Annotated in this window: 12 protein-coding genes; 3 read left to right on the plus strand and 9 right to left on the minus strand. The window is 68.7% G+C overall.

All coding sequences use genetic code 11. From position 1 onward, the window contains the following. Together RJ05_RS24370 and RJ05_RS24375 are read left to right on the plus strand one after the other, a co-directional pair. Positions 1-324, plus strand: a 324-nt coding sequence (locus RJ05_RS24370; RefSeq protein WP_036541059.1) for a flavoprotein, incomplete at its 5' end; no start/stop codon positions are given. A gap of 8 nt (positions 325-332) precedes the next feature. Beyond that, the gene (locus RJ05_RS24375; protein ID WP_051016873.1) at positions 333-1,118 is read left to right on the plus strand and encodes an FAD-binding oxidoreductase; all 786 of its coding nucleotides are present in this window, start codon (positions 333-335) and stop codon (positions 1,116-1,118) included. 23 nt (positions 1,119-1,141) lie between these two features. Here RJ05_RS24375 and RJ05_RS24380 read toward each other — a convergent pair whose 3' ends face one another. The 9 genes from RJ05_RS24380 to RJ05_RS24420 all read right to left on the minus strand — a co-directional run bounded on the left by RJ05_RS24380 (position 1,142) and on the right by RJ05_RS24420 (position 13,833). Then, positions 1,142-2,311, minus strand: coding sequence for a globin domain-containing protein (locus RJ05_RS24380; RefSeq protein WP_036541061.1), 1,170 nt, complete (start codon positions 2,309-2,311; stop codon positions 1,142-1,144). A gap of 373 nt (positions 2,312-2,684) precedes the next feature. Continuing rightward, on the minus strand, positions 2,685-3,032 hold the full coding sequence (locus RJ05_RS24385) for a heat shock protein transcriptional repressor HspR (protein ID WP_051016875.1): 348 nt from the start codon (positions 3,030-3,032) through the stop codon (positions 2,685-2,687). A gap of 77 nt (positions 3,033-3,109) precedes the next feature. Beyond that, positions 3,110-4,273, minus strand: a complete 1,164-nt coding sequence (gene dnaJ, locus RJ05_RS24390) for a molecular chaperone DnaJ (RefSeq protein ID WP_036541067.1) — start codon at positions 4,271-4,273, stop codon at positions 3,110-3,112. Between the two features lie 51 nt (positions 4,274-4,324). Then, positions 4,325-5,005, minus strand: a complete 681-nt coding sequence (gene grpE, locus RJ05_RS24395; protein WP_036541069.1) for a nucleotide exchange factor GrpE — start codon at positions 5,003-5,005, stop codon at positions 4,325-4,327. Next, positions 5,002-6,849, minus strand: coding sequence for a molecular chaperone DnaK (gene dnaK, locus RJ05_RS24400; protein ID WP_036541072.1), 1,848 nt, complete (start codon positions 6,847-6,849; stop codon positions 5,002-5,004). The genes grpE and dnaK overlap by 4 nt, the downstream gene beginning before the upstream one ends. Positions 6,850-7,317: 468 nt before the next feature. Then, entirely contained in the window at positions 7,318-7,962 is a 645-nt protein-coding gene (locus RJ05_RS24405) for an HhH-GDP family DNA glycosylase (protein ID WP_036541075.1), read from the minus strand. Positions 7,963-8,007: 45 nt separating this feature from the next. Beyond that, a complete protein-coding gene (locus RJ05_RS24410; protein WP_174343968.1) occupies positions 8,008-9,522 on the minus strand; it encodes a dynamin family protein in 1,515 nt (504 codons plus the stop codon). Between the two features lie 4 nt (positions 9,523-9,526). Further along, the gene (locus tag RJ05_RS24415; protein ID WP_036541078.1) at positions 9,527-11,392 is read right to left on the minus strand and encodes a dynamin family protein; all 1,866 of its coding nucleotides are present in this window, start codon (positions 11,390-11,392) and stop codon (positions 9,527-9,529) included. Positions 11,393-11,427: 35 nt separating this feature from the next. Beyond that, a complete protein-coding gene (locus tag RJ05_RS24420) occupies positions 11,428-13,833 on the minus strand; it encodes an IniB N-terminal domain-containing protein (protein ID WP_036541080.1) in 2,406 nt (801 codons plus the stop codon). Between the two features lie 290 nt (positions 13,834-14,123). On the opposite strand from RJ05_RS24420, the gene RJ05_RS24425 reads away from it, so the two are divergent. Next, positions 14,124-15,538, plus strand: a 1,415-nt coding sequence (locus RJ05_RS24425; RefSeq protein ID WP_162140641.1) for an Hsp70 family protein, incomplete at its 3' end; no start/stop codon positions are given.

Raw genomic sequence — 15,538 nt, forward strand, 5'->3', positions numbered from 1 at the left:
TTCTTCATCGGCGGGGTGTACCCGTGCGATCTCTACGACGTGGAGAACATGTGGCAGCTCTCCCAGAGCAACCCATGGCTGACGATCGTTCCGGTGTGCGAGCAGAAGACCAACCCGTGGTGGTATCCGCATCCGGCCGCCGACGCGCCGTACGGCATGCACCGGCGCCTGGTCGGTAATCTCGGTGCGGTGGTCGCCAGCTTCGGGTCGTGGTCGGATCGCCAGATCCAGATCGCCGGCTCGGCGAAGATGATCGCCGACACCCGGCGCGCGCTGCTGGCAGTGGGCACACCGGAGTCGATCATCAGTTCCGATCCCGTCTGAGAGTAGGTATGGACATCGATCCGCATGCGCCACGCAACGGCGCGATTCCGGAAGCGCCCGTGTGGAAGTCGACCGTCGTCGGCCATCATCGGCTGCGCCATGATCTCGCGGTGATCCGGCTGATCGGCGAGTTCGTGCCGTTCACCGCCGGGCAATCGGTGGAGGTGCGGGTACCGCAGTTCCCCGGTCTGCGGCGCAGGCTGTCGCCCGCCCTGCCGCCCTCACTGGACGGCAAGCTCGAGTTCCATGTGCGCACGGTGCCCGGCGGCTGGTGCAGCGGCGGGATCGTGGCCGACACCGCGGCCGGTGACGAGTGGACGATCGGCGCTCCCGCGGGCACCTTCTTCGTCGACCCCGAGGGCGATGAGGTCGTGATGATCGCGGGCGGTACGGGTTTGGCGCCGATGCGGTCGCAGATCCTGGAACTGGCCCGGCGCGAGGTGCAGCCGCCGACCTACCTGTTCGTCGGCGGTGCGTCGCCGCGGGATCTGTACGCGGCCGACATGCTGACGCTGCTGGCCGAGGAATTGCCGTGGCTGACAGTGGTTCCGGTGGTGGAGAGCCCGGACGACCCCGCTCTACCGGACGAATGGCACGAGCGTTCCCGGGTGGATATCGGCTTCGCGCCCGATGAGATGTTGTACGGGACGCTGGCGGAGGTGGTCGGCTCGCACGGTGCGTTCGACCGTCACCAGGTGCTGGTGTGCGGCTCGCCCGCGATGACCCGCGCGACCGTGCAGCGGCTGCTGGAGACGGGGACGCCCGCGGAGCGAATCCAGTATGAGGGCGGCTGATCCCGGAATCTATTCAGCGCGGTTCAGAAGAGGGGATCGTGCCGAATGTTCATGGCACGGGTTCCGGTGGCCATCAACCGGAACTTCGTGGTCTGCACCATCGAGGGGGAGCCGACGATCTGCACATCGCGGTCGGCCCATGCGCCGTAGCCGGCGACGATCTTTCCGATCTGCCCGGTCACCCGTGGTTCGAGGCCGGGCCAGGTTCTTTGCGATTCGCCGGAATCGTAGTACCACCACGGGTTCTCGTCGCGTTCGGTCACCGGCGTGACGGTGAGCCATTTGTTGGCGACCGCGAGCCCGCTCAGCGTCTCCAAGTCGTAGAGATCGCACGGATGATGGCCGCCGACGAACAGGTGCACCTTGGGATTGATGCGTCGCTGCGCCATTGCCATCAGCTGGGCCCGTAGCGGCGCGATGCCGGTGCCGCAGCCGATCATCAGCAATTTCCGTTTCACATTGCGCGGAATTCCCAGCCCGCCCAGCGGGGAGCCGAGCAGCCACTGATCGCCGACCACGGTGTTGCCGACCATCGCCGGGCTGACCCACCCGCCGAGGACCGAGCGAATATGGAATTCGATTTCGCCGTCGGCGTTCGCCGGGACCGCGGGTGACATATAGCGCCACATCCGTGGCCGCGACGGAATCTGCACGCTCAGGTATTGGCCGGCCGCGTATTGCATCGGCTGATCCAATTGCAGGCGGATCACCGCCAGATTGCGCAGTACCTCGCGACGTTCGACGACCGTGCCGGTCCAGACCGGCGGCGTGCTCTCCTGTTCGGCGGCGCCGATCATGGTCTCCGAGATCAGGGCCAAGCCGTCGGTCCAGGCGCGTTCCACCTCGTCGGTCCACATCTCCGAACCGGCGAAGCGGCGCATGGCCGTCTTGAGCGATTCCGCTACCGCCGTGTAGTGGGCACGCTGGACCCCGTACTTGCGGTGATCGCGGCCGAGCTGAGCGAGAAAGGGCAGCAACTTTTCCGGCTCCTCCAGCCGGTCCAGCGCGTATCCGATGGCCTTGACGAGCCGATCACGCTGTGCGTCCATCGCCGCGGGAAAATAGTCACGAACAGCCGGATATTCGGTGAACAAGATCGCGTAGAACGACTTGGACAACCGCTCCGCCCCACCCTCTTCCGCGGCAACCGCTTTGAACGTCGTTCTGATCAATGCGACGGACCGCGAATCCATGTGTGCCACAACCCCATTTCGCATTCGAGCACTATCCGTGCCGGCGAGTGAGGTGCTGCGGGACACTCGTCAGCAGCCGTGGATTGGAGTGTATGCGAGGTTTGCCGACAGCGGAATGGACGGACGAAACATCCCACGTGCAATTCCGGAAAAACAAGGATATGGCGTACGAATTCGACGCGAAACCAACTGTAAGACCGGATATACCAGGTGAAATCCGTCACTCGACCACTCAATATGCAAGCTTCACAATGAAGTTCGCATCCGGCAGCGACCCCTCGGCAAATCCGAAACGATCATGGACGCGGCTCGGGCCCGGACTCGGTTCGCTACCTGAACCGGGTCCGGGCCCGAGAACTCATCCGGCGAACGGCTACCGGCGATGGCGCGGCTGCCACACCACCAGCGCGGTGCTGCGCTGCGGCGGGGTCAGATCCGCGCGGTAACTCGCCCGCGCGCGTTCCAGTTCCGCACTCAGCTCGGCGACGCGCTGCTGCAACTGTTCGACCTGATTGGTGAGTTCGATGATGCGTTTGATGCCCGCCAGGTTGACGCCCTCGTCCTGGGACAGCCGCTGCACCTCGCGCAACAGCTCCACGTCCCTGGCCGAATAGCGCCGCCCGCCGCCCGAAGTGCGTTGTGGCGTCACCAGCCCCAGCCGGTCATACGTGCGCAGCGTCTGCGCGTGCATACCGGCCAATTGGGCCGCCACCGAGATCATGAAGTACTCGGCTCGCGACGGCCCATTGGAGGACCGGCCCGACGGCCCGCCTGACGCCTGCTTCGGATCTCCGGACATCACGCACCTGCCCATCCTGCTCGCGGATCGAAACCGCTGGCCTTCTCCGCCTCCTGCAGCGCCCGCAGCGCCTCGGTGGCGTTGTCATCCAGTTTCTGCGGCACCGCGACCTTGACGGTGACCAGCAGGTCACCGGCTCCGCCGCCGCGCTTGGGCACACCGCGACCGCGCACCCGCAGGATGCGGCCGTCGGCGGTGCCCGGTGGCACCTTCACCCCGACCCGGCCCTCCAGCGTCGGCACCGACACCGTGGTGCCAAGAACCAGCTCGCTGTAGCTGACCGGCAGCACCAGGGTCAGGTCGTCGCCGCTGCGGCCGAAGACCCGGTCCTGGCTGACGTGCACGGTCACATACAGATCGCCCGAGGGCGCACCGCGCAGCCCCGCCTCGCCCTGTCCGGCCAGCCGGATCCGCTGCCCGTCCGCGACCCCAGGAGGGATGCGGACGGTGATGGTGCGGGTCCGGTTCTGGATACCGCTGCCATGGCAGTCCACGCACGGATCGTCGATGATCGAGCCGGTACCGCGGCAGTCGTCGCACGGTTCACTGAACCCGAACGCGCCCTGGTTACGGCTGATCACGCCGGTGCCGTTGCAGTGCGGGCAGACCCGAGGACTGGTGCCGGGCTTGGCGCCGCTGCCGTGACAGGTGGTGCACGGCGACGGACTCGTCATCCGCAGCGGGACGGTGGCGCCCTGCGCGGCCTCGCGGAAACCGAGGGTCGTCTCCGTCTCCACATCGGAACCGCGCCGGGGCCGGCTCGCCGATCGCGTGCCACCCCGGTTGAACAAACCGCCGAACAGATCGCCGAGGCCTCCGTCGGCGCCGGTGGCACCGGCGCCGAAGATGTCGCCGAGGTTGAACTCCTGCGAGAATCCGCCACCGGCGCCGCCGGGGGTGAATCCACCGCGCGGATAACCACCGCCGGCGAACAGCTTGCGCGTGTCGTCGTACTCCTTGCGCTTGACCGGATCCGACAGCACGGCATGCGCCTCGCTGACGGCCTTGAACTTCTCCTCGGCCTTGGTGTCGCCGGGATTGGCATCCGGGTGCAGGTCACGCGCGAGCTTGCGGTAGGCCTTTTTGATCTCGTCCTGCGAGGCGCCGGAGGAGACGCCCAGCTCCTTGTAGAAGTCCTTTTCGATCCACTCCCGTTGGCTCACCGGGCATCTCCTCCTTTCGTTCCTCTTGTACGGTGCGGCTCGGCCGCGCTCTTATCCTTCGTTCGTGCCGGCATCAGCATCCGATGCCTCGGCCTCGTCCGGTGCGGGCGCTTCGCCCTGGTCGGCGGGAGCGGTGGTGGGCACATCGCCCACGCCGTCGGTTACCCCCACCAGCGCGTGCCGAAGCACCCGGTCACCGAACCGATAACCCTTGCGCATCACGAGGCCGATCACCGGATCGTGTCCGGAACCCTCGTGCTGCACCGCCTCGTGCAGAGTCGGGTCGAAAGGCTCACCCTCCGAACCGAATTCCTCGAGACCCTGTTTGCGTAGTGCGTCGCTCAGCTTGTCGGCCACCGACTTCAGCGGACCCGATTCCAGGTCGCCGTGCGCCCTTGCGCGATCGAGATCATCGAGCACGCCCAGCAATTCGGTGACCACGCCCGCCTTGGCCGCATCGACCGCGGCCTTGCGGTCGCGTTCGACCCGGCGCCGGTAGTTGGCGTACTCCGCGGTCAGACGCTGCAGGTCGGCGGTGCGCTCGGCGAGCTCGACCGCGGCGTCGGACACGGGCGCCTCGGCGACATCGACGTCCGCGGCGTCCGGCTCCGCCGGGGCGGAACCATTGCCCGCCCCGGCCGCCTCCCGCACCTCACCGGTGTCGGGATCGATCTTGCGCTTGTCGACGAAGCTGATCGGCTCCTCGGAGTTCCCAGCGTTCGCGTTCGTCACTTCTTCTCCGTGTCGACGGGCTCGTCAACGACCTCGGCATCGACGACCTGATCGTCGTCGGCCGACGCGGAGGCGCCGTTGCCGGACGCAGCGGCGTCGGCGGCAGACGATTCGTAGATCGCCTGGCCCAGCGCCTGCGACTCGGTGGCCAGCTTCTCCACGGCCGACTTGACCGCGGCGATGTCGGTGCCCTTGAGCGCCTCGTTCGCCTCGGCGATGGCCGCCTCGACCTTCTCCTTGACGTCGGCGGGCACCTTGTCCTCGTTGTCCTTGATGAACTTCCCGGTCTGGTGCACCAGCGACTCGGCCTGGTTGCGGGTCTCGGCCTCCTCGCGGCGGGCCTTGTCCTCGGCGGCGTGCGCCTCGGCGTCCTTGATCATCCGGTCGATCTCTTCCTTGGACAGGCCGGAGCCGTCCTGGATCTTGATCGTGTTCTCCTTGCCGGTGCCCTTGTCCTTGGCGGTGACGTGGACGATGCCGTTGGCGTCGATGTCGAAGGTGACCTCGATCTGCGGCACGCCGCGCGGGGCCGGCGGGATACCGGTCAGCTCGAAGGAGCCGAGCAGCTTGTTGTGCGAGGCGATCTCGCGCTCACCCTGGAACACCTGGATCTGCACCGACGGCTGGTTGTCGTCGGCGGTGGTGAAGGTTTCCGAACGCTTGGTCGGGATGGTGGTGTTGCGCTCGATGAGCTTGGTCATCACGCCACCCTTGGTCTCGATACCCAGCGACAGCGGGGTGACATCGAGCAGCAGGACGTCCTTGACCTCACCCTTGAGCACACCGGCCTGCAGGGCGGCGCCGACGGCGACGACCTCGTCCGGGTTGACGCCCTTGTTGGGCTCCTTGCCACCGGTCAGTTCCTTGACCAGCTCGGAGACCGCGGGCATACGGGTGGAGCCACCGACCAGCACGACGTGGTCGATATCGGAGACCTTGATGCCGGCGTCCTTGATCACGGACTGGAACGGCGCGCGAGTGCGGTCGAGCAGGTCCGAGGTGATCTTCTGGAATTCGGCACGGGTCAGCTGCTCGTCGAGGAACAGCGGGTTCTTGTCCGCGTCGACGGTGATGTAGGGCAGGTTGATCGAGGTCGACTGCGAGGACGACAGCTCGATCTTGGCCTTCTCGGCGGCCTCACGCAGCCGCTGCATGGCCATCTTGTCCTTGGTCAGATCGATGCCCGAGGTGCCCTTGAACTTGTCGACCAGCCACTTGACGATGCGCTCGTCCCAGTCGTCACCACCGAGGTGGTTGTCACCGGAGGTGGCGCGGACCTCGACGACGCCCTCGCCGATTTCCAGCAGCGAGACGTCGAAGGTGCCGCCACCGAGGTCGAAGACCAGGATGGTCTGTTCCTTGTCGCCCTTGTCCAGGCCGTAGGCCAGCGCGGCCGCGGTGGGCTCGTTGACGATGCGGAGCACGTTCATGCCCGCGATCTGGCCGGCTTCCTTGGTGGCCTGACGCTGGGCGTCCTCGAAGTAGGCGGGGACGGTGATGACCGCGTCGGTGATCTCCTCACCGAGGTAGGCCTCGGCGTCACGCTTCAGCTTCATCAGCACGCGCGCGCTGATTTCCTGCGGGGTGTACTTCTTGTCGTCGATGCCAACGGTCCAGTCGGTGCCGATGTGGCGCTTGACAGAACGGATGGTGCGGTCGACGTTGGTCACTGCCTGGTTCTTCGCCGGCTGGCCCACCAGCACTTCGCCGTTCTTGGCGAACGCGACGACCGACGGCGTGGTGCGCGAACCCTCCGAGTTGGCGACGACGACCGGCTCACCACCTTCGAGAACGGCGACGACCGAGTTCGTGGTCCCGAGGTCGATTCCGACCGCACGAGCCATTGTTTCCTCCTATTTTTCGATGCCTGTGTGGTGTCGGGGCTATCAGCCCATGCAGGCGCTGTACCGCGCCATGGACCAGCCCCTGACACTGCACGGAGCACGGTCCCAGCAATACTGAGCGTGGTCGGCTCAATCCTGCCCGCCGCCACACCGGGCGTCAAGTCAAACTTGAGTCACACACACTCAACGTTGCTCGATCAGCTCAACCAGCGGTGGTCGGGCTCTATTCCCGGCGAGCGAAGAATTTTTCCGGACCCACCACCGCGCCCCGTCATCTTCCTCCGCACACCGACAGCCGTTCGGCATTGCCGCCCTGGTCGCCGAGCCGGGGCGACCCGCGCGTGGTTCAGTCCGGCCGCGCGTCCCGCGCACTCGCTCTCAATACGGCTGACCCGCCACGCCATAGCGGGGTGCGCAAGAGCCCAGCTCATGCCGCCGGACTGACAGTCACCTCCACATGCGGAACGCTCACCGATCGCCGGCCCGCACCTCCTCGGCGATGTCATCGTCGAGCGTGACCCGCACCAGCGCGGCGGCCAAGTCCGCGACCTGACCGGGCGGCGCCAGCTCGGCCAGCCGGTCGGGGTCGGTGGGCAGGTCGACGCGTTCGGCGCCGTGCAATGCGCGCTCGTCGAAATGCGGGCGCACCCAGGTCCACACGTCCTGCACTTCACGCAGGAAGATGTCGGCGCCGACCGGGCCGATGCCCTTGAACTGCTGGAGCAGTTCGGCGGCGCGGGTGGGATCACGGTCGGCCTCGTCGGCGAGTTTGCGCAGGTCGCCGTCGTAGCGGTCCAGGATGGTCGCGGCCATCGCACCCAAGCGGGAGGCAGTGGATTCGTCGTATCGGCGGTAGTGGGCCCGGCCGAGCGCGTCCACCAGTTCCTGCCAATCGGCATCGGCGACGCGCTGCGGCGTGCGATATCCGCTATCGATGAGCTCGTTGGCCGCGTCCACCGCGAGGTCCGCCGAGATGCGCGTACTGAGCAGCTCCGACAGCATCAGTAGCTGGAACAGCGGGGCCGGTTTGTCGGCCAACTGGATGCCCGCCGCGGCGGCGTACCCGGTACCCGCCCGGTCCAGCAACGCGTGCACCACATCTCGCTGTCCCATCCCTTTCCAGTGTGCAGCCGGGCCAGGCCGGACGCACGGATCGGCTCAAATCCGTGGCGTGAGCTGGGCGAGAACGCCTTCGGCACTGCGCGCCGCGGTCCGGCAGGCGGTGGCGGTGAACTGATCGGCCAGGGGGTGCTGGGCGCGCGCACGCCACTTACGCGCGGCGGCGACGGCTTCGGCGCGCTGGGTCGCGGCATCGGTTTCCGCCGGTACGCCGAGCCGCAGATGGGTGGCAACACCGGAGCCGCCGATGAGCCTGATCAGTTCGGCCAGCTCGGTTTCGGGCAGGCCGGGCTCCTCGGTGCGCAAGCGGCCGAGCAGACGCAGTTCGGTGAATCCGTGATTGTCGGCGAGCAGCGTACGCACCTGCGGCAGCAGCGAATCGGCGGCGGTACCGGGATAGGCGGTGAGCACCCGGTCGAGGGCGCTGAGGGCGGAATGAGCTTTGAGTTGATCGGCGCGCTGGCCGAACTGCACATCGAGCACCGAGCGCAGTTCGTTCACACCACTGCGTTCGGTTAGTTCGGCGGCCAGCGTCGTCGAATCGCGCGCGCCCAGACGCACCAGCGTGATGGCCAGCCTGATGCCGAACAGCCCGAAACGATCAGCGAGCTGGGCGCGCAACTGCGGGGCGACCGGCAGCGGTAGATCGGGGCGGGCGAAGCGGTCGGCGGACAGCAGCGCGGCCGACAGCTCCTCCATGGGGACACTCGCCAACGTCTCGAACGCGGCGAACTCCTGCTGGCGCAACGTGGCGGCCGCGAATGCCAGTAGTCCCGCCACCGGGATCACCGCCTGGCACAGTCCGGTCCGTTCCAGCTCGGCAGCGAAACCGGTGGCCACCTCGCGCGCCGAATGCAGGGCGTCGATGCGGCCGGCACCGATCTCGTCGGCACGCGAGACCACCCCGATCACGCCGAGCGGGCCCGAGCCGCCTCCGGCCGTGCCGACCCGCTCCAGGAACCGGACGTCGGCGTCGTCGAGCCTGCGCAACAGGTAGACGACCGCGTCGGCGCCGGGGATACTCGCATCCTCCGGCGTCAGCAACCGGGCCGTGCGGGCCGACACTTCACGCGACAGCGACGACGTTCCGGGCGTGTCGATGATCGTGGTGGCGGCCAGGGTCGCGGCAGGCCACTCCACCTCCAGATGGTCCACCTCGCGCGGGCCGGGCGCGCCCCAGTTCAGGCCGTCGAGATCGAAGGTCAGCCCGTGCGCGCCGGCACCGCGGCGCACCACCACGTTCGCCGCCCGGCCGTCGGCGGAGTAGGCGGTGACCGCGGGCGTCGGCCCGTTGCGATACCACGTCACCACCCGCGTGCACTCGGTGGCGTCGGTGGGCGCGATCTGCTGACCGACCAGCGAATTCAGCAGCGTGGACTTGCCCGCTTTGAGCGAGCCGGCCAGCGCGACCCGCAACGGCTGGTCGAGCCTGCGCGCACAATCGGCGAGCAGCCCACGCGCCCGCGGCACCTCCGCCAGTTCCCTGCGCGCTGCCGCTATCAGGCCGCGGGCCTGCGTCACGATTCCCGGCTCGGTCTCGAGCTCCGCTCTCACGCGGTCACCGTACCGGGCTGATATCCGGCGCCGCCGCCGATCCCGTCTCGGTAGACCGCACCGCCGGTGGACGCATGGCGTCGGCATGGTTGCGCAGCGCGGCCACCGCGCGCAGCTGACGTTCCAGCTCCGCGCAACGTTCGGCGCGGCGAGCCGACTCCATGGTCGCGGCCTCCTGCGCGGCGCGCAGCGAATCATCGATAGAGCGCAGACTGCGCTGCGCGACGCCGGTGTAATGGTCACGCAGCGCTCGGTGGATGCGGTGCAGACGGTCCTTGGATTCCTTGCCCGCCTGGAACGCCACATCGTCGACATAGCGGCGAACCGCGACCTTCGCCTCGTTACGTCGCTTGGCCAGGCGGGCCTGCGCGTCGTCGCGGAACGCTTTGCCGCCCACCAGCACACCCGCGCCGAGCGAGATCGGATTGAGCAGCGCCAGACCGGCGAACGTGCTGGCGAGACCGACCATCAGCACACCACCGTACGAACCGCGCATACCGACCAGCAGCTTGCTGCCCATCCCGATATCGGGTTCCAGATCCGCGAGAGTTACTGCCGCCGAACGGGATTGATCGTCCTGCTCGCCTGGACGCACATCCGGCAGATCGACCGCGCCGAGTTCGCTGAAATGCTCGGCCACCCGCTCACTGAGCCGCTCCGCGCGCGCACCCGTCCACAGCAGGTTGTCGCCGAGGGCCGAATCTACTGTGCCGGTGAGCCATTCCTCGATCCGCGACCAGTGGCGGCCGGGGTCGTGGTCGTCGATCCACTCCTCGGCCTCGCGGGCGATGGTGCGCAGGCGGTCGCGCAGGTCGTGATCGACGTCGCCGGCCAGGTCGGTGATCCCGTCGGCGAGGGTCTGCTGCCAGGCCGCGGTGCGGCGATGCAGTTCCTCGGCGGCCGCCTTCGCCTCTTGCAACTCCGCGACCGCCGCCGCACCCTGCCGTGGATCGCGTAGTGCCACGAGCTCGCTGCCAAGAGCGAGCGCAAGATGCTCGGCCACCGAGTGGATATCGCGGGACACCGCGATCCGGGTGGCCCGCTGATCGCGCGCCACCACCTGTTCGCGCAGGAACTGGAACAGCACGCCGAAACCGGATTCGGCGCCGAGCTGCTTGTCCTGCAACCGCAGCGCATGCGAGCGCAACAGCGACGACACCGCGATGATCGGTACCGGCAGCTCCGCGCGGTCCAGATGAGCCCTGTCGGCCGCGGCCACCTGACGCCAATGCGGATAAAGGTCGATCTTGGTGAGTACCAGGGCAACCGCCGGGCAGAGCTGGCGGACCTGCCGCAGGAACGCCAGCTCGGGTTCGGTGAGTTCGGTGGAGGCATCCGAGAGCACCAGCACGGCGTCGGAGGCGGGTGCCATGCCGAGAATGGTGGCGGTGCAGTTGTTTCCCTGCCCGATGCCGGGGGTGTCGACGAGGACGATGCCGTCGGCCAGCAGCTGATTGGGCGCGGTGATCTCCAAGCGGGTGGCTCGGCGATCGGCCACCACCGGAGTGCGGGTGGCGGCGGCGATGTCGTCGACGTGCACGCGCTCCTCATGGGTCCGGTCGGCGCCGGTGAACACCAGGTGGGCATCGGGCGCGGGCCCATGCGACAGCACTGTCGGGATCGTGGTGGTCGCGTCGTCGCCGACCGGGCACAGATCGCTGTTCAACAGTGCGTTGACGAACCGGCTCTTGCCCTGATCGCGCTGCCCCGCGATCACGATCCGCCGCCGCGGATCGCGGACCCGGTCGGCCGCCGTTTCCAGGCGGGCGACCAGATCACCGCGATCCGCGGCACGGGCGGCGGCAATGGTCTCACCGAGCACCGAGAGCAGCGATGCCGCAGGCGGTGTTGTGGTGGCCGGTACAACCATCTCGGTTGTTCTCCTTCTCGGTGCGACCGTTCGTGTCAGAGCAGGGTGTCGTCGGTGTCGACAGTGGGCGAGGTGACCGCGGCGCCGGTATCGGCGAAGAGGCCGGACTCACCCGAACCGCTGAGGCCGCCGTCGAGGCCGGAACCGAAGGCACTGGAGACGTCGACGGTGGACCAGGTGCTCGCCGTGGAATCGATGCCGGAGCTCGCCGACATCCCGAGGTCCGCGGTGGTGTCGGCGGCCGCGTCGACCGAGCCCGCGGCGGAGCCTCCGACGCCGGCCGCGGCGTCCGCGCCGGCCGTCCCGGCAGCACCGGCTGCCGCATCGACGCTGCCGCCGAGTCCGCCACCCAGCTCCATCCCGGCGTCTACGGCACCGCCGAGACCCGTTTCCAGGCCGGTCCCCACCTCGCCGGCGGCATCCGCGCCTGCGGACAGCCCACCGCCGAGCTCGGCGCCGACGCCCGCGACCCCATCGGCCGCACCGCTCACACCGGCAGCGAGGTCACCGGCGGCACCAACACCTGTGGACAACCCCGTCTCCAGGCCTGTCCCCAACTGTCCGCCGAGTTCACCGCCGGCGCCGACGACCGCGTCGGCCGCACCGCTCACACCCGCACCGAGGCCGGCAGCCGCATCAACACCTGTGGACAACCCGGTCTCGAGGCCGGCGCCGGCCTCCGCCGCGGCTCCGATTCCCGAGCTGAGGTCGCTCTCGAATTCACCCACAGCTTCCACAGCCCCATCCACACCCGCGGACAGGTCGGTTTCCCCGCCGAACAATCCGCCGAGACCCAGCTCGAGCCCGGTACCGGCTTCGCCGCCACCCTCGATGACGCCCTCGAGCCCGGTGCTCACACCCCCACCGATTTCGGCCCCGGCGCCCACCACCGTCCCCAGGCCAGCGGCCATGGTCGCCCCCAGATCGCCCCCGGCCTGCGCCCCACCTTCGACGCCACCGGTCACCGCCCCCTCGAGCTCCGACCCGATTCCGGCCCCGAGCCCCGCACCCAGCCCCGCTCCGGCATCCACAACTCCGTCCAGACCAGCGCCAACGGCACCGGCCAGATCCCCCGACACGCCTGTGGACAAATCTCCCGCCGCGCCAACGGCACCGCCCACCCCTGTGGACAAACCACCTTCCACGGCGCCGCCGACACCGGCAGCCAGATCCGTACCGGCCTCGACCGCGCCCCCAAGCCCTGTGGACAACTCCGCACCCAGATCCGCCCCGGCATCCACAGCACCACCGACGCCCGCACCGATTTCGCCGCCGAGGTCCAGCCCGGTCTCGAGCGCGCCATCAATTGCGCCGCCCAGATCCGCGCCGAGCTCGAGCCCAGCGTCAACAGCACCACCAGCACCTGCTCCGACCTCACCACCAAGGCCGAGCCCGCTGTCGATAGCCCCACCCAGGTCCAGTTCGAGGCCACTGCCGAGTGACCCGCCGAGGTCCAGGCCGGTGTCGACGGCGCCGCCGATGGCACCATCGAGATCGGCATCCACAGCACCGCCGATGCCGGCGGCCAGGTCGCCGCCCAACTCCAGGCCTGCGTCGATCGCACCGTCGGCGACACCGCCCACGCCGGCTCCGAGGTCGAGTCCGGTGCCGAGCGCACCGTCCACCACGGCGCCGAGGTCGGTGTCGATCGCGCCGCCGATTCCGCCCGCCAGATCACCACCCAGCTCCAGACCGGTGTCGAGCGCACCATCAATTGCGCCGCCCAGGTCCGCGCCGAGCTCACCGCCGAGCTCGAGCCCAGCGTCGACAGCACCGCCGACACCAGCCCCGAGGTCTATCCCGCTGTCGATCGCGCCGCCGATTCCGGCCGCCAGGTCACCACCCAGCTCCAGACCCGTCTCGATCGCGCCGCCGATACCGCCCGCCAGACCACCACCCAGCTCCAAGCCCGTATCGATCGCACCACCGATACCGGCCGAGAGGTCGCCGCCGAGGTCGATGCCGGTCTCGATCGCGCCGTCTACTATCGCGCCGAGGTCGATGCCGGTGTTCGCGCCGCCGCCGAGGTCGAGGTCGATGCCGGTGCCGCCGCCCAAATCGAGGTCGATATCAGTGTTCGCACCACCGCCCAGATCGAGGTCGATGCCGGTGTTCGCACCACCGCCGAGGTTCAGGCCGAGGTCGGCGCCGAGGTTCAGGCCTGCGTTGGCGGCCGCTCCGGCGCCTACCGCGCCCACGGCACCGAGGGCGGCACCCGCGGCGGTCTGGGCGCCGGCGGCGATGATGGCCGTCAGCTGGGAGCCGCCGCTGACCAGGGCTGATTCGGCAACCATCGGGGCTACGGCGGTGATGTCCTCGGGCGTCACGTCCGGTAGCCCGGCGGAGGCGAGGGCCTGGCAGGGGTTGAGGCAGTAGCCGGCCGCGGCTTCCGGATCGCGCAGTAGGTCGAGGATGAACTCGAGAATCGCGTTGGGTGTCATCGAGAATCGTCTCCTGGGCTCAGCGGACCAAGATCCGCGGTCGTTGGAATGCATTTCACGCTAGGGAGGCGAGTCGTTACTCCGGAACGGGGCAAAGCCCCACATTCGCGCCCCGGCACCCATTAGGGGCATTCGATCCGTTAGGGGAATTTCCCCGTATCGCCCCGAGCCGGTAACAGCGGACACCCAGCAACCGACATGCGGGTTGAGTCGGGCAGCGCCCGATTCGTTTCCTTATCAAACAATCTCGGCATCGGCAGCGGCACTCGGTTCGAATGGGGATCTTCGGCATGACACAACGTCTGGCGCTCGGCATTACCGTCGGGTCGGCGAATTCGGTTGCCGTACTGGCAAGCCGGGACGGCGAACCCGGCATCGACAGCGCCGCGGTCCTTACCCATCCGACCGTGCTCCGTCTGGTTCCCGGCGCACCCGCGCTCTTCGGCACCGAAGCCATCGATAGCGGCAGGCACGCGCCCGGCGTGCGGATCGACGGGTTCGTCTCGCGAGTCGGCGACCCGGTGCCCATGCTCGCCGACGACGGCACCTCTCATACGGCATCCGACCTGGTAGCGACGGCTATTGCCCGACTTGTCGACGAGGCGGCCGACGCCGGCGCGACCGTGGTCGCCTGCCATCCCGCGCACTGGACCGCGCATACCGTGTCCGTGCTGCGCACCGCACTCGACGACGCCGGCCTGGCCGATATCGCACTGATCCCGGAACCCGTTGCGGCAGTGCGCTGGTCGTGTGCCGCGGGCCGGACCGCCACCGGTGACGGCGCCGTGCTCGTCTACGATCTCGGCGCTACCGGCCTGACGGTCTCGGTAGTGCGCACCGGTGATCGAATGGAGCTGCTCGGCCCTCCGGCGTATTCGACCGATATCGCCGGCGCCGAATTCGATCTGCTGACCATGCGTTATGTGCTGGCAAACGCTCCCACCGAAATTGCCGCCGACCCATTCGATCCCGCTGTCGAACGTGAATTGTCGGCCCTCCGGGAGCGCTGCCGAATTGCGAAAGAAGCGCTTTCCACACATACCGCGACCGTGGTGACCACCGGCTCCGGCCCGGACGGCACCACCGTGCGGCTGGTGCGCGACGAGCTCGAAGATCTCCTTCGCCCGCCGCTGCGCGATTCCATGCACCTGATCCGCGACGCCGTGCACCGCGCTGGCATCGATATCGGTGACGTCCAGCAGGTACTGCTGACCGGCGGTGGCGGTGCGATCGGGCTGCTCGCCGAACTCATCTCCTCCGAATTCGGCCTTCCGGTGGTCTCGGCTGCCGAGCCGGCACACACCAGCGCCCTCGGCGCCTCGGCCCTCGCCGCCGACCTCGCCGACACGGCCGTCGAGACCGTCGCGTTCGCCGCGGTCGGCAGCGTCGCCGACGAGCCGGCCACCGAGTCGGCCCGCTCCCTCTCGGAGCCGACCCCGCTGCCCCTCCCGGCCGACACCCCCAAGCCAGGAGCGGCCAGAACTCGCCGCCGCCGGATCGCCATCGTCGCGGCCGCCGCGGCCGCCATCGGCCTGCTCGCCACCGGCACCGTCGCCGTCAGCACGGGCGCGGGAACGGGCACCCAGCATCCGGCCGCCCCGGAGCACACCACATCGTCGACGGCGGGTACGCCCGCGACGGCCGGCGGATCGACCACCCCGGGTGGCGGATCGGCGGCCACCGGCGGCGCAGCGGGCACCGTCGC

The organism is Nocardia cyriacigeorgica NBRC 100375 (assembly GCF_000308555.1).
Classification (GTDB): Bacteria; Actinomycetota; Actinomycetes; order Mycobacteriales; family Mycobacteriaceae; genus Nocardia; species Nocardia cyriacigeorgica.

What these genes read in the sequence shown, in the direction of transcription:
- RJ05_RS24375 (WP_051016873.1), top strand. Translation starts at nt 333, where the DNA reads ATGGACATCGATCCGCATGCGCCACGCAACGGCGCGATTCCGGAAGCG.
- RJ05_RS24380 (WP_036541061.1), bottom strand. Translation starts at nt 2,311, where the DNA reads ATGGATTCGCGGTCCGTCGCATTGATCAGAACGACGTTCAAAGCGGTT.
- RJ05_RS24385 (WP_051016875.1), bottom strand. Translation starts at nt 3,032, where the DNA reads ATGATCTCGGTGGCGGCCCAATTGGCCGGTATGCACGCGCAGACGCTG.
- dnaK (WP_036541072.1), bottom strand. Translation starts at nt 6,849, where the DNA reads ATGGCTCGTGCGGTCGGAATCGACCTCGGGACCACGAACTCGGTCGTC.
- RJ05_RS24405 (WP_036541075.1), bottom strand. Translation starts at nt 7,962, where the DNA reads ATGGGACAGCGAGATGTGGTGCACGCGTTGCTGGACCGGGCGGGTACC.
- RJ05_RS24415 (WP_036541078.1), bottom strand. Translation starts at nt 11,392, where the DNA reads ATGGTTGTACCGGCCACCACAACACCGCCTGCGGCATCGCTGCTCTCG.
- RJ05_RS24420 (WP_036541080.1), bottom strand. Translation starts at nt 13,833, where the DNA reads ATGACACCCAACGCGATTCTCGAGTTCATCCTCGACCTACTGCGCGAT.